Source organism: Cnuella takakiae (genome assembly GCF_001953305.1).
Lineage (GTDB): Bacteria > Bacteroidota > Bacteroidia > Chitinophagales > Chitinophagaceae > Flavisolibacter > Flavisolibacter takakiae.
In genome coordinates, this window is sequence record NZ_MTFE01000010.1 from 4,727,554 (window position 1) to 4,749,083 (window position 21,530).

The following is a 21,530-nucleotide window of genomic DNA, read 5'->3' on the forward strand; positions in this document are numbered from 1 at the left end:
CGACTGACTACAGACGGCAGACCACAAGTCGTTTGTCGCCTGTCGCCTGTGGTCACCTCGAATGATACCGCCCGCAAAATTTTTCGTGGCTTGCAAGATATTCTAAACCTGTTACTTATTAGGAATCATACACCACCGCAGCCCCTGGCGGCTTGAAGTTGAGCCTACCCGACACTAATTTCGGCGTTTCACCAATTACCAACATGCCATTATGAACCGCCTTTTTCTTGCATTGCTCCTATGTTGCACGCTGACCGCACTGGCACAAGACACCACCGTAAAACGCCTGCAAAACGAAGCCACCCGGGCCATCAAAAAAGACCCCAACGATACCATTCCCCGCACCTGGCGCACCGGCGGGCTGTACAACCTGGCCATCACGCAGGGATCGCTCAGCAACTGGGCAGCTGGCGGCGACAATTTTAGCCTGGCCCTTACCTCGGTACTGAACCTGTATGCCTACTACAGCCAAGGCCGCCACTACTGGGACAACCTGCTCGACTTCAACCTCGGTTATGTAAATACCACCAGCCTGGGTGCCCGCAAGAACGACGACCGGCTTGACTTCCTATCTAAATACGGTTACCGCCTGACGGATCATTGGAGCGTGGCCGGCCTGTTCAATTTTCGGTCGCAGCTGTTCAAAGGCTATACGTATGATGGCGATGGCCAGCGCTCCCTTTCTTCTTCCATTCTTTCGCCCGCCTATATCACCCTGAGTGCGGGTATGGATTATAAAAAAGGGAAACACTTCAGCCTTTTTCTTTCTCCATTAACCACCCGGTGGGTTGTGGTGGCCAACGACTCATTGTCCGCACAAGGCGCTTACGGCGTTACCCCGGGCAAAAAGAGCAACCTGGAAGTGGGCGCTTTTTTGACGGCCAACTACTTCAAGGAATTTACACCTACCGTGTCTTACCGCGGCCGCCTCGACCTGTTTTCCAACTACCGGCGCAACCCTGGGAATGTTGACCTGTTCATGACCAATGTACTGGCCTTGAAGCTATCGCGGGTGCTTTCCTTTACCTGGAACGTAGATTTCATTTACGATGATGATGTCCGCATTTTCGGCCCTCAAAACGCATCGCCGGCACTACAGGTAAAATCCCTGTTGGGTGCAGGATTGCTTGTGCGGATGAGCAACAGTGGGCAATGAGCTAATGTGATAATGTGCTAACCAAACACAGGGACCCTGTATTGTTATGCATACCAATACCTAGCACTTTTTAGCACATTAGCATATTAGCCAATTAGCTCATTACTCCATTAACCAATAAGCTCATTACCACATTATCTCCTTCCTTCCGCTCTTCTTCGTAGCTTTGCGCTTCATTTTTTTAGCATGAAGATTCATAAGGAAGGGTACCGCAGCATATTGGTGGCCTTTATTGTATTTGCCATCATCAACCTGCTGGCCTTTTATTTTATCGCCTCTTTTTCGGCCGTACTGGGCTGGCTGATATTCCTTGCCACCTTTGGCCTGTTCCTGTTCATCATTTCTTTTTTCCGCATACCCAAACGCGATCACCACAGCGGCGAAACCTCCATTGTATCGCCCTGCGATGGCACCGTGGTGGTAATGGAAGAAGTGGAACCCGATGAATACTTCAAGGAAAAACGTTTGCAACTCTCCATATTTATGAGCCCACTGAACGTACACGTAAACCGCAACCCCGTGAGTGGTGAAGTGCTGTACAGCCAGTATCATCCCGGCAAGTTCCTGGTGGCATGGCACCCTAAAAGCTCCACCGACAACGAGCGCCACAGCGTGGTATACCGCACCGGCGGCAAAGAAGTGCTGGTAAAACAAATTGCCGGCGCACTGGCCAAGCGTATTGTCAACTACCTCAAGCCCGGCGACAAAGTGGTGCAAGGCGCCGAGATGGGTTTTATCAAGTTTGGTTCGCGTGTAGACCTCCTGCTGCCCCTCGATACCAAGATTGATGTAAAGCTCAACCAAAAGGTAAAAGGCGGGGTAACCGTTTTGGGTAGCTGGTAAACATTACCAGCGAATGTTTGTAACTTGATACAAACACCCAACCATGAAAAAGAAGTTTGTACTATTGGCAACTGCCGGGATGCTTGCAACTGCTTCGCTGGTGTACGCCTCTTTACCTGGCGAAAACAAAGCCGCGGTAAAAAGCAATTCCGAAACCAAGAAAGAAGTAAAGAAATCAAAATGCAGTGGTAGTGCCCGCAAGTCGATGTGCAGCGGCTACTACACCAGAACAACCTAAGAACAGAAGCCCCCGATTGGGGGCTTTTTTAATACCAGTGATGGACAGGATTTTAAAAGGATTTATAGGAAGGCGGCGCGTGAAGCGTATGTCATTTCTTTCATTGAAGAACAAAAAGATTACTGCTTAGAGGCTCCCGAATTGGAAAGCTTCCTGTCAGCATGACTCCCCTCTATAACTCATCACTGATTACTCACCACTCACCATTCACAAAAGCCCTTCCAGCTCCTCCAGGTGAAACACGGTATAAGTCGCAGCAGGATCTTTTTCGCGGTTCAGGTGATTGACATGCACACTGTCCATGCCCACACCATTAGCACCCGCAATATCGATATCCAGGCTATCACCAATCATCAGGCTTTCGGCTAGCTTAGCGCCTGCCTTTTCCATCGCATAATGGTAAATCTCCGGTTTGGGTTTTAAGCTATTACTGCCTTCAGAAGTAATAACGTTTTCAAAGAAATGATCGATGCTGCAGCTGCGCAGTTTGCTATACTGCACTTCTTCAAAACCATTGGTGATGATGTGCATTTGGTAACCTTTAAAGGCCATGTATTGCAGCACCTCGCGGGTATGCGGGAACAATAAGGTTCGGGTAGGCAGCAGTTGCAGGAACAGCTTGCTCATCTCGCGGGCAAGTGCTTCATCAGCGATCTTGAAATCAAGCAGGGCCAGCCACATGCGTTTCAGGCGCAGTTCCTCCTGCTTGATCTGGCCCAGCCGGTACTTGTTCCAGAGGCGGTCGTTGTGGGCGAGGTAATTGGTGTAGAATAAATCAAAATCATATACGCCACGTTCCTGGAGTTTCAACTCCTGGTGCAGCTGTTCGAGGGTAAGGCGGGCATTGGCATCAAAGTCCCATAGGGTATGATCGAGGTCGAAAAAAAGGTGGCGGTAGCGCATAGGGGCGCAAGGTAAGGACGAAGTCAGAAGTAATAAGTACTAAGTTGAAGTCAGGAATATGAAGGTAATTATGCAACATAGATGTACCGCTACTTTGAACTCTTGACTTCACATTTCATACTTCTTACTTCCGACTTCGTACTTTGAACTGCCCTATGCCACAAGCCCTATCTTTGATACCATGAACATTGTGATTACCGGTGGCTCCCGCGGGCTGGGAAAAGCCATCGCCGAGATATTTGCCGACGACCGCAGGGGACATACCATCATCCTTTCTTCGCGTAATTCCGAAACACTGGAACGCTTTGCCCGTGAACTGCAATCGCGGTACCCACAAAGCCGTATCCTGCACCATGCCGCCGACCTGTCGGTGAAGGAGACCGCACAGGCTTTTGGCAAATGGATCCTGCAGCATGTGCCGCGGGTAGATATATTGGTGAACAATGCCGGCACCTTTGTTCCGGGCAATGTGGGCGATGAACCCGATGGCGCGCTGGAGCAAATGATGTCGGTAAATCTGTACAGCGCATACCACCTTACCCGTGCCCTGCTCCCTGCTATGAAAAAGGCCAAGAGCGGGCATATTTTCAACATGTGCTCTATTGCTTCCCTAAAAGCATATCCAAATGGCGGGGCCTATAGCATTTCTAAATTTGCATTGCTTGGCTTTTCCAAAAACCTGCGCGAAGAATTGAAAGACCAAGGCATTAAAGTAACTGCCGTAATGCCCGGCGCCACCTATACCGACTCCTGGGCCGGCAGTGGCGTACCCGAAAGTCGCATCATGGAAGCAAAAGACATTGCCCTGTTGGTGTACCAGGCTGCCCACCTGTCGCCGCAGGCCACGGTGGAGGAGATCGTGATAAGGCCGCAGTTGGGGGACCTGTAATACCCCCTGTCCCCCTAAAGGGGGAACTTAGGTCCAACAATCCTTTTAACAACAAAGCCACTCTGTGCAGAGTGGCTTTGTTGTTATTGTTCTTCAACCTAAGACATTTTGCAGGTAAGGCAGACGCTCCGGCCTAAGTTCCCCCTTCAGGGGGACAGGGGGTGAACTGTTATTACTCTGTATACTTATACCCCACGCCCCTTACCGAGTGAAAGTAGATGGGGTTGCGGCTGTCGGCTTCAAAATACTTGCGGAAGTTGAGGATAAAATTATCGATGGTGCGGGTGGTGGGGTATACATTGTAACCCCAAACTGATTGCAGGATTTTTTCACGGGGCACTACCTCGTTCTTGTTTTCAATTAGCAGTTTCAGCAACATGGATTCTTTCTTGCTCAAAGGAATCTTTTCGCCATTGGCAGTGCGGGCTTCCTGCGCTTTGAAATCAATAGTGTTACCGCCAAAACTATAGGTATCGCCAACGGTGGACTTCTCCTGGATGATCTTATTTTTCTTGATCAGTTTTTCGATCCGCAGCATCAGCTCCTCTAAGTCAAAGGGCTTGGTCAGGTAGTCGTCGGCCCCTTTTTTCAAACCCAACACCTTATCGGCCGATGTGCTCTTGGCACTCAGGATCAGGATGGGCACTTCGTTGTTGGTGAGGCGAATGTTCTGTGTAGCGGAAATACCATCGATCTCGGGCAGCATCACATCCATGATGATCAGGTCGAAGTACTCGTTCTGTACTGCCTTCATGGCTGCCGCACCGTCGTATGCCGACGTTACTTCATAGCCTTCCAGCTCCAGGTTCATCTTGAGGGTATCGTGCAGGTTTTCTTCGTCTTCTACCAACAGGATCGAGTACTTGGTTTTTTCCATTTTGCGGGGGTTGAAAAACAAACCTATAAGGTTTTTAAAACCTTATAGGTTTTCTAACTATTGAACTGTACAATAAATATACTACCCACAGGATTATGATCCGCAATGCGGATGGTGGCACGATGGTCCTGGACAATTTTGCGGCACAACCAAAGTCCCAGCCCAGTGCCCTTGGCCTTGCGGGTAGCCTCATTGCCGATGCGGTAAAACTTCTGAAACACCCGCTCCCTTTCATCTGCTTCAATACCGGCACCTTCATCGGCTACCTGCAACTGAATATGATTGCCGGTATGCTGCAGGGAAAGGCTTATGGGTTTCGGCTTGGGAGAATACTTGTGTGCATTCTCCAGCAGGTTGCTCACCAGCAGGTTCAACAGCACCGAATCACCATTGATGCGGAGCTCTTTTGCAACATCCACAGCAACCTCCCGGTCGGGGTAGCGTGCTTTGAAAGCCGTTACCACATCACATACCAGCTTCGACAGGTCTACCGCATCATGCTGCATCTGGTAGGCGTTGGCTTCCAGTTGCGACGAGAGCAGGATATTGTTGATCAGGGTATCGAGGCGGAGGGTTTCCTGCAGGGTCATTTTCACCAGCTTGCTTTGCTTTTCCTCAGGCAGCTGGTGCTTCTGCATCGTTTCCAGATTAAGCCGCGAAACGGCAATCGGGGTCTTCAATTCATGGGTTACGGCCATGATAAAGTTTTGCTGTTGCTGCTGCACCCTGAACTGGCGGCGTACGGCGCGGTAGATAAACACCGCACCAACGGTAATCAGCAACAAAAAGGTAAGGCCTTCACTTTGGTGTTTTACGGTATCGCGGCGGCGCTGGTCTTCAATTTGAAAAAGGCGTTGCCGGTAAACAGCAGTGTCCTTGCTTAACGTTTCAATACCGGCTTTTTTAAGCGCATACATCTCCCTGCTTTGGAGCTCAAGAGAATAGTACCACCACACCAGGGCGGCTACGATGTACAGCAACAACACCCAGTATATTACGGTTACCCGCCGGAGTTTTCTTTTATGCGGTTCGGCCATAGCAGCTTTATTACAGGCTTTTAACTAGGAAGGCAGCACCTACTGACCACTCCCCTTCCGCTCCACCCGTATGCCCACATTAAATGCTTCCTGAAGGGGATCTTCCCGCATCAGTTGCTCTACCTGGAAGGTATAAGCACCGGCTTTGCGGAAATAAAAGCTGCCCGACTCGGGCGTGAGTGCAATCCGGTGTTCGTACAGGTCGTCCATACCGGTGCCCAGCCAGCCCCTTTCGTTGTTGGCAAGCGGCAGCTCATACTGCGCAGCAGAAAGGCGGGTGCTGTCCGGCGACTGGATACCCAGCTTCAACCACAGGTTGTTGTAGTTGTATTTTTCCGAATGCCGGAACACCACGTACAAACGATAAGGCACGGCCGTATCGGTGATATTAAAAGTAAAACGAGGTTTGTAACTGCTCCTCCACTGGTGCCCGGGTATGGGCACCACCTTTTCATACAAATCGCCGGTGGTGCAGGAAAGGAGCAGTACGCTCAGCAAAAGAAAAAAGCAAAGATTTCTCAAGCGCCGTGGTTTAGAGTACAAAAGTAGGAGGAAGACCGGAGAGACAGGAAAGACGAGAAGTTGGGAAAGTTGGGAAAGTCAGTAAAGTCCGGAAAGACGTTAATAAAAGTTCAAGCGCTTCTATTCTATCACACAGTTTTTAAAATAGTACACGTCTTTACTGTCTTTCCCGTCTTTCCTGACTTTCCCGTCTCTACAGCACATTCAATACCTGCTCCTTGGCCTTTTCCAGTTCATCCTTCATCAGCACCACGGCTTTCTGGATGGTGGAATCGTATGCCTTGGAACCGGTGGTATTGATCTCGCGGCCTATTTCCTGGAGGATAAAGGATAGCTTCTTGCCCTTGCCTTCATCAACAGGTTCGTTGAGCACTGTAAGGAAATAATCGAGGTGGTTGTTGAGGCGCACCTGCTCTTCGGAGATGTCGATCTTTTCGATGTAATAGATCAACTCCTGCTCCAGGCGGTTGCCATCATAGTTTTCCTTACCCACTTTTTCTTCCAAGAGGCGGGTGATGTTTTCCCGGATTTTGGTTTGACGCAGCGGTTCCAGCTCGGTAACAATAGCCTGTTGCTTGCGGATATTATCGATGCGCAGTTCTAGGTCGGCCCTGAGCGAACGGCCTTCATCAAGGCGGTGTTCGTTGAGGTTGTCGGTAGCAGCATGCAGCATGCCTTCAAAAATGTTCCACTCTTCATCGGTGAGGGTATCGCTGGTAGGAGTGATCACTTCGGGCAATTTCACCAGGGTGCTGAGAATGGAAGATGCATCCAGGTTGAGTTCGGCAGCAAGCTGCGCAAGGGGCTGGTAATATGCTTTAGCCAAACCGGTGTTGATGGTTACGGGTTTTGCATTGCCTGTTTCCTTGAGGTTGATGGAACAATCTACCGTACCACGTCCCAGCCGCTCGGACAATACCTTGCGGATATTGAACTCGAAAGGTTTCAGAAATGCGGGCATCTTCAACTGCAGGTCGAACTGCTTTCCGTTGAGCGACTTGATATCTACTAAAAAGGTTTTGTCTCCTACCACTTGCTCTGCGCGTCCAAAGCCGGTCATTGATTTAAGCATGTACCTGTTGTTTTAGATCGGGGTAAAGATATCTGAATTAAGGGGTAATAAAATTGGCATGCCACTATGCTGAAAGGATAAAAAAAAGTCCCGCAGAAGCGGGACTAATATTGGGATGGGTTAGTAAGTACAGGAATCATAAAATTCCTGACACAATATTAAAAAGATTTTTTGCGAACTAAAAAAAATTCATGCAGATTTTATTCACATTTTTTATCGTGGTGCAATAAATCTTGTGGATAGCAGGTGCATGTTGTTGCAATCAATGACCATTAACGATCATTAACCTGTCATTGCATCAACCACCAACATCACCTGATGCATCATGCAGGGATGCTGCTGCACCTTACCTTCGCAAAAATTTACACTATGCGTTTTGCACAACCTGTACCCATTACTGAAATAGCGAGCCTGATTGGTGCACAACTCATCGGCAATACCAATGGTGCAGCCACCGGCATCAACGAAATACATAAAGTAGAACTTGGCGACCTGGTATTTGTTGATCATCCCAAGTATTACCAGAAGTGCATCCAGAGTGATGCTACCTATATCATCATCAACGAGGCTACCGATTTCCCGGAGCATAAAGCACTGTTGCTGGTAGACCAACCTTTTGAAGCATACCTCTCCATCGTCAACCATTTTCAACCCGTGCAACCCGTAACAAGTGTTATGGGTGTGGGTTCTTCGGCAGGTGCAGGTACTACCATCATGCACGGTGCGGTGATTGGCAACAATGTGCAGATCGGCGACAACTGCACCATCTATCCCAACGCGGTGATCATGGACCATACCGTTATTGGCAATAACGTGATCATACAATCGGGCACCGTTATCGGCTCCGATGCTTTTTATTATAACAAGAAGACCAACCGCCCGGTGTATTTCAAGAAAATGCAAAGCTGTGGCCGCGTGGTGCTGGAAGACTTTGTAGAGATCGGCGCCAACTGTACCATTGACCGGGGTGTAACTGCCGACACGGTAATTGGTGCCGGCACCAAGATCGACAACCTGGTGCATGTGGGCCACGATGTCGCCATTGGTAAAAACTGTTTGATTGCTGCACAAGTTGGTATCGCCGGTGCCACGGTGCTGGAAGATGAAGTGATCCTGTGGGGACAAGTAGGTGTCAACAAAACCATCACCATCGGCAAAGGCGCCGAAGTGATGGGGCAAAGTGGTGTAACCAATACTCTTGCACCGGGTGGTAAATATTTTGGTCTGCCCGCCGAACCGGCCATGAACAAAAAGCGCGAATCGGTTTGGGTGAAAAGGATTCCGGAGTTGTGGGAGAAAGTGATGAAGGGTTAAGGGTTTGGAGTTTGGAGTTTGGGGTTGGGTGTTTGGTGTTTTTAGTTTCTGGTTTTTAGTTGATCGTAAATAGAAAGCGGCATGTCCATAATGAACATGCCGCTTTCTATTTTTAAGGCAACTCCTAACTCCAAACTCATAACTCCAAACCCCTAACCCCAAACTCATAACTCCAAACCCTAAACTCCATACCGTTCATTCTTCCACCCCTTCATTTCCTGCTCGCGGTGGAAGAGTTCTACTTTAACCTTGTACTTGTTTTTGAGGTGACGGGCCAGTGCATCGGCGGCATATACGCTGCGGTGCTGTCCGCCGGTACAGCCAAAGCTTACCGTGAGCGAGCTGAAGCCACGGCGGATATAATCTTCTACCGAAATATCCACGATGTCAAATACAGAGTTCAGGAAATCCTGGATACGGGTCTGGCGCTCCAGGTAATCCATCACCGATTTATCGCGGCCATGGTGGAGTTTGTATTGCTCGTGGCGGCCGGGGTTGTCGATACCGCGGCAATCGAATACAAAGCCACCGCCATTGCCATTATCATCGGCGGGTATACCCTTCTTGTAAGAAAAGGAACCCACCCTTACCACCAGCGGTGTTTCTTCGGTGGCCTGTATGGGCGTAAAATGAGCAATGACCTCATCGGAAGTACACAACTCCAACACCTTCCGGAACTCGGGTAATACAATGCCTACGCTGTTGTTTTCAATAAACCAACGGAGGTTGTTCAGTGCCTGCGGAATGGATGTAAGGAAATGGGCCTTGCGCTCAAACAAACCCCGGAAGCCATAGGCACCCAGCACCTGCAAGAGGCGGATGAGTACATAGCCATTGTACTGGCTTTGAAACACAGCCCGGTCCAGCGGCTTGCCAATGGTGGCCTCAAAAGCATCCATATAATCGTGCAACAGCTTGCTCTTCCAATCATCGGGGAGGTTGGCCTTGGCCTGCCACAAAAGGGAGGCTACATCGTATTGCGGCGCACCTTTCATGCCGCCCTGGAAATCGATAAAGCATACCGATCCATTGGGATGTACCTGTATGTTGCGGCTTTGGAAGTCGCGGAACATAAAGTATTTGAACTCCGTAAACGTGAGGTAGGAACTCAGTGCTTCAAAATCATCCAACAGCTTTTGCTTGTCGTAGGGTTTGCGCAAAGCATCAAGGAAGTAATATTTAAAGTATAACAGGTCGGATAGGATGGCCTGCTTGCCAAACTCCTTATTGGTAAGACAGTAGTCGTAATCAAGTCCTTCATCGCCCTGCACCTGCAGTTTGGCCAAAGCTTTGAGGCTGGCTTGGAACAAGGCATATACATCCTCGGTATAGCCTTTCTGCTCCAGTACATTGAGCAGCGAAACAGCACCAAGGTCTTCCTGTAAATAGTGTGTTTTGTCGGCACCTACAGCCAGGATACGGGGCACAGGCAAACCCTTTTCCGTAAAGTGGTTGGAGAAGTATATAAAGGTTTCATTTTCCCGCACATTGATACCCGTGGTACCAATAACGGTGGCACCCGCAGCATCGTGCAGTCGAAAATAACGGCGGTCGCTGCCGCTTTCGGGCAGCACATCAACCTGCGCCGGGGCGGCGCCTTTCCATTGGGTATATAATTGTGTAACGGCGTCTATCAACTGTTGCATCGCGCAAAAGTAGGACAGACAAGGGAGTTGATAGTTTTGAGTTTATAGTTTAAATGCAGGAGTTGGAAGGAGCCAGTTGAAAGTTTAAAGTCCGGCGTTCAAAGTTGAAAGCCTGTGTAAGCAGTACTTCAAACAATGAACCCCGGACTTTGAACTATAAACTTTAAACTTCAGACTGGTCCTAGAACTTGACAGAGAAGCCCAGGTTCAGCACCCAGTCGGCAAAAGCAGCATCGCCCTGGCGGAAGGTGCCAGTCTTTACCGTTGTTTCTTTATCCGTTACACTTTGGGTGCGGTTGCGCTCCAGGGCAATAGGTGCAGTAACAAAGAAGTTCAGCTTCTTCACCATATAGTTTACACCGGGCTCCGCGGAGATAATATAACCGGGCCTGCGGAAGCCAAGGCTGCCACCAACAAGGTCTTTAACCGGTATACCTTCCAGGCGGCCACCCAGCAGGAAGGACAAACCATGCAGTTTGCCACCCAGGCTGTAGTTGGCACCCAGGCGAGCCATGTACTGGTCGGGCACACTCATGATGGCTTCGTTGGCCAGCGTGGGGCTTAGCGTTTCGCGGAAAGTGCGCACGCCATTCACCTCCCTTGGGTTTACCATATAATACAGCGTAGTGTACAATCCGAAGTGTTGGTTGAAATTGCGGAATGCATTCAGCTCGGTGATCAAAGCAGTACCGCCATCACCCAGTTGAATAGACTGATCTACAGGGCGCAGTTCAGGTGTTTTGTTGGGTCCTACGTTTTGGAAATAATCCTGGTAGTTCTCTTCACCGGTAGGCAGTTTCAGGCCCAGGCCCAGTTGCACATTTCCTTTTTTGTTTTTGTTGGGATCGAGCAGCCAATGGTAACCTACAACCCGCATATCACCCAGGCCATACGAACCTGAACGGTGCCTTTCGGTGCGGCCATGTTCGTATAAAGAGGAGCGCTCGTTGCCCAACAGCGGCAGGCCCACCACCATGCTCCAGCGGTTGTTAAAGTTGCGCACCAGGGCCAGGTCCAACGTATGCTGCCAGTTAATCACTTCGGTATGCTGTTCCAGCCTTTCCTTTTGTTCTTCGCGGCCTTTGAAGTGGCGGAAAGAACGGAAATAACGGTAGTTGGCATTCAGTTGCCAGCCCTTTGTTTCGGCTTCTATATGGTCCATTTTGGTACATACCATACCGGTGCCGCGGATGGCTACACAGCCTTGTGCATTTGTATTACTGGTAAAAAGAGTGCAGGTAAATAGGGCAGCGAAAGCAGTTTTATAAAAAGAAGCAATAGCCATGTTGATTTTTTTTGAAGTTGAAAAATGTAAGGGGTGGTTTTTACAAGGAAACAGATGTATAGAACACTGCCTGCTTTTTAAAACAAGAGAGCAGTGTTTGCCATAAAGCATCAATCGGCGCCATCGGTTCTTGCCCGGGAAATAGCCATTTCCCCGATGGCCTTGCCCATCTTCAATCCTACTTCGCAATCGCTGCGGTAGTGGATAGCGCCATACATACGCGAAAGCGAGGCCTCGTTGGCCATGGCCTGGAAGGCCTGTGCTTTTTCAGGTACTACATAACCCAGCAAAGTAGCCGCAGCGCCGCTGAAAGTTGAGTGGCCCGAGGTAAACGAAGGGAAATTGGGTGTACCGGTTTGTGTTTTGATGGATGGGTCTACCTGCGAAGGTCGTGGGTTAAAGTAATGGAACTTGGTATCCCAGCAGCAGATGGCGGCATCCATCATCGCCATATTGAGCAGGGCCAGGTTGCGGGCCCACCGCACTTCACTAAATCCTTTCTGTACAAATTCTTCGGCGGCAATGGCATTCCAATGGCCGGGAGGCGTGTAAGTGCCCACGCCATCGGCCCAGAACTGTACGATGCGGATGCGTTCGGCAGTTGGGTTTTCGCTAAACTCTTTTATCTCGGCCAGCTCCTTTCTGAACTGCTCGGAACCCGTTGAGGGCGGTGGTGCAGGCCTGCTGGATATTACCTTGAGCGAGTCCATCAGGAAGCCTTTTACCTTGCCGAACATCGCCAGCATGGGCGGCCTTGCAGGCAGTTCCAGGCTCTTCCAGGGCATTTCGCCACGTGCGATGCAATCGGCCTCCATCTGCTTCCAGTCGGCCGGAGTACCTACCGCTTTACCGGCATTGTCGGTGCGGGCACGGCCTACGAATTTCTGCGCTACCATTTTACCCAGCGCAAAGCCTGCTTCCACCTCGCTGCGGGTGTTGGCGCCAGCCATGATGTACACCAGTTGTTGCTCGGCGGCTTTTTGCTGCACCAGGCTTTGTTCGGCAGGAAACAACAGCTTCAGCAGCTCGGATGTCACGCCAGCCAGCACAGCTCCTTCCGAAGGATAGCTGGACACGCCGCTTTGCGGTAACATTGCCTTGATACCAGCATCCACCTTGTAAGGCGCCTGCTGGTTGTACAGCTTTTTGTAGTACCAGGCTGCCACCAGCGCATCGTACTGCGCTGCAGCCACATAGGCATAGGCCCGTGCAGCATAAGGCGGGTTGGCAAAAGGAAACATGGGGTAAGCAAATGGGTTGGCAGCACTGGGAACAGGATACGTACCATCGGCATTCTGGTAAGGCGGCAGGTTGTATTTGGCTACCAGTTCGCGCATGATCTCGTTCCACCGCAATACGCCGCCGGCGCCCCAATAGCGGATGGCCTCTTTTTGCTGGTTGCTCATATTAGCCTGCCAGCCTTTTATTTCCAACAATTCGGCAGCGTAAGCAGGCGTATTGGTTGCGGCGGGTGCAAGGAGTGTAAATTCATCTGCCTTTGACAGCAGTACAGGTTTCCAGCTACCTGCTTCCACATCGGCCTGTACAGGCGTCAGGGCAGGGAAAGCATCGTTGCGTTCTTCAATTCCTTTAGAGCAGCCGGCAAGCAGCAGGCAAAACCCAAGGGTTATGTTGATCAGTCTTTGTTTCATGGTGGTTAGCGTGTTTGCGTGGTGGTTGCTTTTTTACCAAACTGGAAGATGTAAAACACACCGCCGTAAAAGGCCGTGGCCTGCCCCATATTGCGGCCTGCAATGGTGCGCATGCCGCCACCGGTAAGGGATACCTGCTTCAGCCAGCGGGGCTCGTAGCGGATGTTCAGGCCCAGGTTGGTGGCATTCATCCGGTTGCTGATAAAGGGCATGTCGTTGCGGCGGATATCAAAGCCGCCAAGGGTGTTTATCTGGTCGGCAACGGCCTCGATGATGAGGTGCGAAGTGCGGTAGCCGGCACGCAGGTTGGCGGTCCAGGCGTTGGGCATCTCCACCTCATTGCTGTAATGCATCCGGGTGGTGTAGTAGGCAGTACGGGCAATATCCACATTGCTGCGCAACAGGTAGGTAGCCGATGCCGTGGTAAAGAACTTACCCCGCTGGTAGTCGGCCATACCGCGCAGGAAAGCCTGCTTGCTATGCAGCCCGATGGAAAGCGGCAGGAAATCGGGTGTGTACTTGCTTAAAGGCGCCGATACGCCACCAATGGCAAAAAGGGCATACTTGTTCTTGCCGCTCTGGTGGCTGAAGGCTTTCCATTTGGCGCCCAGCATGCCATCCTGTATGCCTTGCTGGCCGGCCATGGTGCCGGCGGATGCTTTGGTAAAAACATAGGGCAGCCCAAAGAGCAGGTTCAGCTTTTTGGTAATGCCATAGTTGCCCATCACAGCAACACTTTGTGTGGTAACGGTACCGATGTTAAGATTCTCGCGTTTGAGCGTTCCTTCCCAGTATTGGTCCCAGCTGCTATGGTTGTATTGAAAACCGGCGCAGAACTGGTTCCGGTTCATCATGATGGCGTCGATGTCAGTTTGCGCCTGCGAGATAAGGGTGTACAGGCATGCAGCCGCAAGGGGCAGCAGCCTTCGTTGAATATGGCGAAGCATAAAATTGGTTTGGTGGATCGTTGACGGGACAGCTGGCTGTCCCCATAAAGGTTCATTGCATAAAACCCAAAGCCATTTACAGCAACTTGCGATACAATACAGCAACCTTATCGTAGACGAAGGCAGCTGCTTTGATACCAGCAGGAAAGTAAATGGGGATTTAGCCGATCCATTCGGGAGGTTGCCCGTGTACAGGCAAAGCACAATGTAGCAGTGCTACGGAAGTAATTACAAAGGTTTGACGCCGGGATTGCCCCTCCGCTGAAAAGCGCCAGCTTAACTGGTGGTCGTCAAAATCGGTAAGGGAAGGTTTGGTAAGCTTGATGGCATGTGCCGGTGCCTCTTTCTTCTGGTCATCACTGAAGGAGTTGGCCAGTTCAAAAAAGCGGTCGCGGGCCGACACCAGTTGTTGTTGCTTGTGATTGGGCAAACATTGCAGGATCATCTGCCCGCCGGAAACCTTGCGCTGCACATACTGGTAAACGGTACCATCAATTTCGATTTCACCGCGCACTTTTTCCCAGTCGGCCCAGTCGGTTTGATAAGGTAGCGAAAGGGGAACAGTAAGGGTGATGAGTTCGGAAGGATTGTATTGCTCCTGTTCGACGTTGGCTACCAATTGCGCTGTTGCCTGTCTTTCGGCATAGTAGAACCAAAGACGGTACCCTGCGATATTAAACAGCAGCAGGCAAAGGAAAGATATGGCAGCCAGTCGTTTCAATGCAAAGCCAAATTAACGTTTTTTAACAAAGTGCATCAGTTGAGCCAAAATTTATTTTAAAGACCAACCAGGGCACTCAAGTGCTGCATACGGCTGCGCATCCATTCTGCTGTACCTTTGGCCGCAACGCTTGCTTATTTTATTTTATGAGTTACAAAACACAAAACAAGATCCGTATTGTCACGGCCGCATCGCTCTTCGACGGGCACGATGCGGCCATCAATATCATGCGGCGCATCCTTCAATCGAAGGGCGCCGAAATCATTCACCTGGGCCACAACCGGTCGGTACATGAAATTGTGGAGTGCGCCATCGAGGAAGATGTGCAGGGCATCGCCATTACTTCTTACCAGGGCGGCCACGTAGAGTTTTTCAAATACATGAAAGACCTGCTGGAAGAAGCCGGCTGCGGCCACATCAAAATCTTTGGCGGTGGCGGCGGTACCATCCTGCCCCAGGAAATTGAGGAACTTCACCAGTATGGCATCACCCGTATTTACAGCCCCGATGATGGCCGGAAGATGGGGTTGGAAGGGATGATCGAGGATGTAATCCGCCAGTGCGATTTTACCCTCAACGGAAGTGGCGTTTACAGCACCCCAATGACATTGGGCGAAGTAAAAGATGTGCGCACCATTGCCCGGAAAATTACCAACGCTGAAAATGGAGTTGCAGGAGGAATGGCTTTGCAAGTTGAAGGTCGCTTTCCCGTTCTTGGTATTACCGGTACGGGCGGCGCCGGCAAATCTTCGGTTACCGACGAACTGGTGCGCCGTTTTCTCAACGCTTTTGCAGACAAAACCATCGCGGTTGTTTCGGTTGATCCCTCCAAAAAGAAAAGCGGCGGCGCACTGCTGGGCGACCGCATCCGGATGAACAGCATTTCCTCACCCCGCGCCTACATGCGTTCGCTGGCCACCCGCGACGATAATACCGCACTGAGCAGTGCGGTACAGGATGCACTGGACACCTGCAAGGCAGCAGGCTTCGACCTTATTATATTGGAGTCAGCAGGTGTGGGACAAAGCGATGCCTCTATCCTCGACTACTGCGATGTAAGCCTGTACGTGATGACACCAGAGTATGGCGCCGCATCGCAACTGGAGAAGATTAACATGCTGGATTATGCCGATGTGATCGCCATCAATAAATTTGACAAAGCCGGTGCACTCGATGCCCTCGCAGATGTGCGCAAGCAATACAAACGCAACCACGGCCTGTGGACTGCCAAAGACGATGAACTGCCTTTGGTGGGCACTATCGCCGCACAGTTCAACGATGCAGGTGTGAACGAATTGTTTAAAAAAATCATTACTACGATCGGGCATAAAACAGGTGCCGATTTTGGCACCATTGAACTGCATGCACACACTGCAGATACCACTACCAAGGCACAGATCATTCCACCTAAACGGGTACGTTACCTATCGGAAATTGCGGATAGCAACCGTGCTTACGATGCTTGGGTAAATGACCAATCTGCGGTAGCGTCGAAGCTTTATCAAATTGATGGCGTGATGCAAGATCTTCCAGCTCTTAAAGAGATGGAATCTCTGAAAAAAACCTTTGAAGAACGCCTCCACCCCTCCTGCCGCAAGCTGATTGAGCAATGGCCCGAGGTGGTAAAAAAATACAACGCCGACTTCTTTGAATATCAGGTGCGCGACAAGGTAATCCGCCAGCCGCTGACCACCACCTCGCTGAGCGGCACCCGCATTCCCAAAGTTGTTTTACCCAAATACAAAGACTGGGGTGACATCCTGCGCTGGCAATTGCAGGAAGCACTGCCCGGCGAGTTTCCTTACACCGCAGGCGTATTTGAATTAAAGCGTGCAGGCGAAGATCCCACCCGTATGTTTGCCGGTGAAGGCGGCCCCGAGCGTACCAACAAACGCTTTCACTATGTATCGGAAGGGCAGCCTGCCAAGCGCCTGTCCACTGCTTTTGACAGTGTTACCTTGTATGGTGAAGACCCTGCACACCGCCCCGACATTTACGGTAAAGTAGGCAACAGCGGCGTTAGCATCGCCACCGTTGATGATGCCAAGAAACTATACAGCGGCTTTGATCTTTGCGACCCCAAGACCTCGGTATCCATGACCATCAACGGACCTGCACCGATGCTACTGGCTTTCTTTATGAATGCTGCCATCGACCAGGAATGTGAAAAGTATATGGAGCAAAATGGTTTGTGGGATGCAGTGGAACAGGCTTATAACAACAAGTTCAAAGAGCTGGGCCGCCCCCGCTATTTTAACCCGTCGGCACCCGATAATTTGCCCAATGGCAATAATGGCTTGGGACTACGCCTGCTGGGCCTGAGCGGTGATGAGGTGCTGCCTGCTGATGTGTACCAGCAGTGCAAACAAAAAGCCCTGCAAAGTGTGCGCGGCACCGTGCAGGCCGATATCCTGAAGGAAGACCAGGCGCAAAACACCTGTATCTTCTCCACCGAGTTTGCCCTGAAGCTGATGGGTGATGTGCAGGAGTATTTCATCACCGAAAAGGTGCGCAACTTCTACAGCGTTTCCATCTCCGGTTATCATATTGCCGAAGCCGGCGCCAACCCCATCACGCAGCTGGCATTTACTTTGGCCAATGGTTTTACTTATGTAGAGTATTACCTGAGCCGCGGCATGCACATCGATGATTTTGCGCCCAACCTGTCCTTCTTTTTTAGCAATGGTATGGATCCCGAATACAGCGTGATCGGCCGTGTGGCCCGCCGCATTTGGGCCAAGGCCATGAAGCAGAAATATGGCGGCAACGACCGCAGCCAGAAGCTGAAATACCATATCCAGACCAGCGGCCGTTCGCTCCATGCACAGGAGATCGATTTCAACGATATCCGTACTACGCTGCAGGCGCTTTATGCCATTTACGACAACTGCAACAGCCTCCACACCAACGCCTACGATGAAGCCATCACCACGCCTACCGAGGAAAGCGTACGCCGTGCCATGGCTATCCAGCTGATCATCAACCGCGAACTGGGTTCGGCAAAAACGGAGAACAACATACAAGGCTCCTTTGCTATTGAAGAACTCACCGACCTGGTGGAAGACGCAGTACTGCAGGAGTTTGACCGCATTACCGAAAGGGGCGGTGTACTCGGTGCCATGGAACGCATGTACCAGCGCAACAAGATCCAGGAGGAGAGCCTGCATTACGAGCACCTGAAACATACCGGCGAGCTGCCCATCATTGGTGTGAATACCTTCCTGAATAAAGCGGGTAGTCCCACGGTGTTGCCGGCAGAAGTGATCCGCGCCACGCAGGAAGAAAAAGAATTGCAGATCCAGAACCTGCAGGCTTTCTGGCAACGAAACGCGGAGCAGCGGGATGCCGCGTTGAAACGACTGAAAGAAGTGGCCATCAGCAATGGCAACCTGTTTGCGGAGTTAATGGAAACGGTGAAATACTGTTCATTGGGACAGATCACGCATGCTTTGTATGAAGTGGGTGGACAGTATAGGCGCAGCATGTAGAACCGGTGATTTGCAGGATTTTTGAAGGATTAATATGAATCTGATGCAAAAGTGGAGCTGAACTTTAGCCCACGGTTTTAACCGTGGGTGGGGCAAGGAAAGAAAACGGTGGAAAACCGTTTCAACGGTTTCTACCAAACAGGACGCTTCGTTGATAGCCCTGGAGGATCGGATTCCTTCAGGGCTATTTCTTTTACAACAATGTTCGACGCTACATGGATGGCACAAAATTTTTCATAAACACACAAACAGATGTGTTATGAAGCGTTTTGTATTGTGTGCATTGGGAATAGCAAGTATTACTTGTTTGCAGGCACAGGAAGACACCATCTCTGCGGAAAGGCCCAGCGAAAGCCAGTCGCCTAACCTGGTTTCCAAGGGCTATCTCCAATTTGAAGCCGGCATACGCAAAGAAGGCTCCGGACACGACTACATTCTTTTTCATCCGCGCAGCACCGTTCGATACGGCCTTTCTAAAAAACTGGAATTGAGGTTGGAACTGGATGCCGCTGATGAAAAAACCTATTCCAAACAAGAAGCGGCTTATGGCTTGCAACCGATACAGGTTGGATTTAAAACACCTTTGCTTGAGGAAAACGCCTGGGTACCTAAAACAACTTTATTGGTCATGGCGGGCATCCCTACCCTTGCAGCCCATGCCTACCAGGTGCCACACGTTTTTCCGCTGGTGCGCCTGCTGATGGAAAACAAATTAACCGACAACCTGGAACTGGATTATAATGCCGGCACGGAATGGGACGGCGAAAGCACCAATCCACGCTGGATGTTCAGCATAGAGCCGCAGCTTAACGTTGGCCGGCACTGGCAGGTATTTGTAGAAGCTTATGGTCGGTGGCAACAAGGCCATGGAGCAGAGCATGTAATTGATGCAGGCCTTGGCTACTATATTAGCCGTAATGTAAAACTGGATTTAATTGCGGGCAAAGGACTGTCGCACGAAGCGCCAGATTATTTTATGGCAACAGGTATTTCCTTCCGTTTCAGGCCGTAAGTTAAAGGCAGGATTATTTTCCTGCCTTTAACTTACGTTCGGCTTTCTTGAGGCCTTTTACCACTTTGGTCTTTTTTATTTTCTTGTTGTTCATGGCTTTTATAGCCGCACCAGCCAGTACACCGCCAAGGGTATAAAGGGTTACAGTAACTATCTTTTGCCGCATCGCTTCTGCTTCGGCATCGTACATCCTGCCATCGGCATGGATGGCCTGTTTGCTTGTGTCATTATCATTATCCAGGAAAGCAATAGCCAGACCCGCAGCCGCACCCAGCAATCCACCACGTAATATTGCATTTTTCTTTTTGCCCAGTCCCGATAAGCCAAATAAACCGGCATGTCCCAGCAACTCACCAGCAAGGTTTACATAGAGTTCCTTGGACTTCTTGCCGCTTTTCTTTCCTTTTTGTAGTTGCTTAATGGTATCCGACTTATGGAGCATGGTATGGGGTTCGTCCCCGTTCATCTTACCCAGTGCTTCCTGTATCAAACTTAAAGTAGTAACCCCGGTAATGCCGCTTTCCAGCACATCTGCAATCTTCATACACCTCGTTTCCCTGTACCTCCAAACAAGGTGCCGAAAGCATGGGATGTCGATTAATGATTTCGGAGCATTACTCCTTGTTTAAGGCCTTCGCATTTCAACAACTACCGAAATCCGAAATCATACATCCGAAATCCTCTCACCCCAGCCACTGCATCTTCTGGTAGCTGCCCGGTGTAATGCCTTCCACTTTACGAAACAGGCGAACAAAATAGTTGACATCTGAAAAGCCACACTGCTGGCTTATTTCCGCGAGGGAAAGACGGGGGTTGGACAGCAACTGCTTAGCTAGTTTGATGCGTTCATTAATGATGTATTCAAGCGGAGTAATGCCTACCTGTTCACGGAACCATTTGAAGAAGTGGTTGCGGCTCAGGTAGGCTTTACGGCACAACTGATCAACCAGGATCTTATCTGTAAGATGTTCGTGGATATACCGCATTACGTATTGCAGCCTCGATGCATTGTCCCCCGACTGCATGTCGTTGCGCACCTGCTCGAGGTGCTGGCTTTGAATGAGGCGGATCAACAGTTCTTTCAGGTTTAGATCAGCATATACATTCTTGGCCTTGTCGGTGCTACTGCAAATACGGATCAACTTATTGATGAGGGCAGTTACTTCTTCATCGTTATCGAAGTGAAATTTATTGCAATGCAGTTGCCACTGCGTTTTGCTGTCTGGGTCACTGTTGTAATACTGGTTGAGGTATTCGATGGTACTGCGGATATAGCTTTCATCTACAGCCAATGCGATACACTGGGTGGGGTTGGCTTCAGATGCTTCCGGGAAATCGATCAGCATGGTTTGGTGCGCCGGCACAATCACCGACTCGCCGGGCAGGTAATCGAATGCAGGTGCTTCGGCAAGGTGCATCACCTTTTTACCCCGCACCATGCTGGTAATCACAAAATCAGGAAAGGTGAGGGCTACATCATAAGCTTCGCGGTAGCTTTCAAAAACATTGAGCTCGCAATTGTGCAGGTTAAAAATGCGGCGGTTCTCCACCAGGGTCTGGAGGTTTTGGGATGGCGTCAGCGCAACGGGCCGCAAGGTATTTTTTTGAGCCAAGGCAATCAATCGTTTGGATTAAGATAAAGCAATTTGGGGAAAGACAAGGTTTAGGGTAGGCGGCCTGTTGCTTTGGAAAATTTGAATATTTGCTTCAGCATGACAGAAGATAAGGATATTGTCATGATGATGCATGTCGGCATCTCCCTCTACTTTCGGGCACCCTGTTTTCAAAGGGGATGCCGACATGCGTCGGCATGACAAGCTGTTGAAGGTCGAATAAGCTTTCTACACTTAACTTGCGCAGCCAAAACCTTTCCTGTCTTTCCTGTCTTTCCTGTCTTTCCTGTCTTTCCTGTCTTTCCTGTCTTTCCT

20 protein-coding genes are annotated in these 21,530 nt (G+C 50.2%); 7 read left to right on the plus strand and 13 right to left on the minus strand.

Annotated elements, in window-relative coordinates:
- The first annotated feature begins 211 nt into the window (after positions 1-211).
- The 3 genes from BUE76_RS20280 (at position 212) to BUE76_RS20290 (ending at position 2,237) form a co-directional block, all read left to right on the plus strand.
- The gene (locus tag BUE76_RS20280; protein ID WP_073048337.1) at positions 212-1,156 is read left to right on the plus strand and encodes a DUF3078 domain-containing protein; all 945 of its coding nucleotides are present in this window, start codon (positions 212-214) and stop codon (positions 1,154-1,156) included.
- 186 nt (positions 1,157-1,342) lie between these two features.
- Positions 1,343-1,999 carry a phosphatidylserine decarboxylase family protein gene (locus BUE76_RS20285; RefSeq protein WP_073048340.1) on the plus strand — a complete coding sequence of 219 codons (657 nt, stop codon included), beginning with the start codon at positions 1,343-1,345 and terminating at the stop codon, positions 1,997-1,999.
- Between the two features lie 43 nt (positions 2,000-2,042).
- Complete coding sequence (locus BUE76_RS20290; protein WP_073048342.1) at positions 2,043-2,237, plus strand: hypothetical protein; 195 nt, start codon at positions 2,043-2,045, stop codon at positions 2,235-2,237.
- A gap of 207 nt (positions 2,238-2,444) precedes the next feature.
- Here BUE76_RS20290 and BUE76_RS20295 read toward each other — a convergent pair whose 3' ends face one another.
- Complete coding sequence (locus tag BUE76_RS20295) at positions 2,445-3,140, minus strand: YjjG family noncanonical pyrimidine nucleotidase (RefSeq protein WP_073048345.1); 696 nt, start codon at positions 3,138-3,140, stop codon at positions 2,445-2,447.
- Between the two features lie 181 nt (positions 3,141-3,321).
- Here BUE76_RS20295 and BUE76_RS20300 point away from each other — a divergent pair, with 181 nt between their 5' ends.
- Positions 3,322-4,029, plus strand: a complete 708-nt coding sequence (locus tag BUE76_RS20300; protein WP_073048347.1) for an SDR family oxidoreductase — start codon at positions 3,322-3,324, stop codon at positions 4,027-4,029.
- 172 nt (positions 4,030-4,201) lie between these two features.
- Here the strand turns inward: BUE76_RS20300 and BUE76_RS20305 are convergent, their stop codons facing one another.
- From BUE76_RS20305 to BUE76_RS20320, 4 genes are all read right to left on the minus strand, one after another.
- Entirely contained in the window at positions 4,202-4,906 is a 705-nt protein-coding gene (locus BUE76_RS20305) for a response regulator transcription factor (RefSeq protein WP_073048424.1), read from the minus strand.
- A gap of 53 nt (positions 4,907-4,959) precedes the next feature.
- Complete coding sequence (locus tag BUE76_RS20310; protein ID WP_073048350.1) at positions 4,960-5,943, minus strand: sensor histidine kinase; 984 nt, start codon at positions 5,941-5,943, stop codon at positions 4,960-4,962.
- A 39-nt stretch (positions 5,944-5,982) separates the two neighbouring features.
- On the minus strand, positions 5,983-6,465 hold the full coding sequence (locus BUE76_RS20315; RefSeq protein WP_158070009.1) for a gliding motility lipoprotein GldH: 483 nt from the start codon (positions 6,463-6,465) through the stop codon (positions 5,983-5,985).
- A gap of 193 nt (positions 6,466-6,658) precedes the next feature.
- Positions 6,659-7,537: a YicC/YloC family endoribonuclease gene (locus BUE76_RS20320; protein WP_083596722.1), complete on the minus strand. Its 879-nt coding sequence runs from the start codon at positions 7,535-7,537 to the stop codon at positions 6,659-6,661.
- A 369-nt stretch (positions 7,538-7,906) separates the two neighbouring features.
- Here BUE76_RS20320 and BUE76_RS20325 point away from each other — a divergent pair, with 369 nt between their 5' ends.
- Complete coding sequence (locus BUE76_RS20325; protein ID WP_073048427.1) at positions 7,907-8,851, plus strand: UDP-3-O-(3-hydroxymyristoyl)glucosamine N-acyltransferase; 945 nt, start codon at positions 7,907-7,909, stop codon at positions 8,849-8,851.
- 179 nt (positions 8,852-9,030) lie between these two features.
- On the opposite strand, the gene BUE76_RS20330 is transcribed toward BUE76_RS20325, so the two are convergent.
- The 5 genes from BUE76_RS20330 to BUE76_RS20350 all read right to left on the minus strand — a co-directional run bounded on the left by BUE76_RS20330 (position 9,031) and on the right by BUE76_RS20350 (position 15,102).
- Positions 9,031-10,497, minus strand: a complete 1,467-nt coding sequence (locus tag BUE76_RS20330) for a RapZ C-terminal domain-containing protein (RefSeq protein ID WP_073048358.1) — start codon at positions 10,495-10,497, stop codon at positions 9,031-9,033.
- 181 nt (positions 10,498-10,678) lie between these two features.
- A complete protein-coding gene (locus BUE76_RS20335; RefSeq protein WP_073048360.1) occupies positions 10,679-11,782 on the minus strand; it encodes a hypothetical protein in 1,104 nt (367 codons plus the stop codon).
- Positions 11,783-11,892: 110 nt separating this feature from the next.
- Positions 11,893-13,434: a phosphatase PAP2 family protein gene (locus BUE76_RS20340; protein ID WP_073048363.1), complete on the minus strand. Its 1,542-nt coding sequence runs from the start codon at positions 13,432-13,434 to the stop codon at positions 11,893-11,895.
- 5 nt (positions 13,435-13,439) lie between these two features.
- Positions 13,440-14,381 (minus strand): hypothetical protein, encoded by a 942-nt coding sequence (locus BUE76_RS20345; protein WP_073048366.1) that lies wholly within the window; start codon positions 14,379-14,381, stop codon positions 13,440-13,442.
- A 160-nt stretch (positions 14,382-14,541) separates the two neighbouring features.
- Positions 14,542-15,102: a hypothetical protein gene (locus BUE76_RS20350; protein WP_073048369.1), complete on the minus strand. Its 561-nt coding sequence runs from the start codon at positions 15,100-15,102 to the stop codon at positions 14,542-14,544.
- Positions 15,103-15,248: 146 nt separating this feature from the next.
- Between BUE76_RS20350 and BUE76_RS20355 the strand changes: the two genes are divergently transcribed.
- Both BUE76_RS20355 and BUE76_RS20360 read left to right on the plus strand, forming a co-directional pair.
- Positions 15,249-18,590 carry a methylmalonyl-CoA mutase family protein gene (locus BUE76_RS20355; RefSeq protein WP_073048430.1) on the plus strand — a complete coding sequence of 1,114 codons (3,342 nt, stop codon included), beginning with the start codon at positions 15,249-15,251 and terminating at the stop codon, positions 18,588-18,590.
- A 259-nt stretch (positions 18,591-18,849) separates the two neighbouring features.
- Positions 18,850-19,602 carry a transporter gene (locus tag BUE76_RS20360; protein WP_073048372.1) on the plus strand — a complete coding sequence of 251 codons (753 nt, stop codon included), beginning with the start codon at positions 18,850-18,852 and terminating at the stop codon, positions 19,600-19,602.
- Positions 19,603-19,615: 13 nt separating this feature from the next.
- On the opposite strand, the gene BUE76_RS20365 is transcribed toward BUE76_RS20360, so the two are convergent.
- The 3 genes from BUE76_RS20365 to BUE76_RS24840 all read right to left on the minus strand — a co-directional run.
- A complete protein-coding gene (locus BUE76_RS20365; protein ID WP_073048375.1) occupies positions 19,616-20,146 on the minus strand; it encodes a hypothetical protein in 531 nt (176 codons plus the stop codon).
- A 139-nt stretch (positions 20,147-20,285) separates the two neighbouring features.
- Positions 20,286-21,215 carry an AraC family transcriptional regulator gene (locus tag BUE76_RS20370; RefSeq protein WP_073048433.1) on the minus strand — a complete coding sequence of 310 codons (930 nt, stop codon included), beginning with the start codon at positions 21,213-21,215 and terminating at the stop codon, positions 20,286-20,288.
- 121 nt (positions 21,216-21,336) lie between these two features.
- On the minus strand, positions 21,337-21,530 hold a 194-nt coding region (locus tag BUE76_RS24840), incomplete at its 5' end, for a hypothetical protein (RefSeq protein ID WP_216820692.1).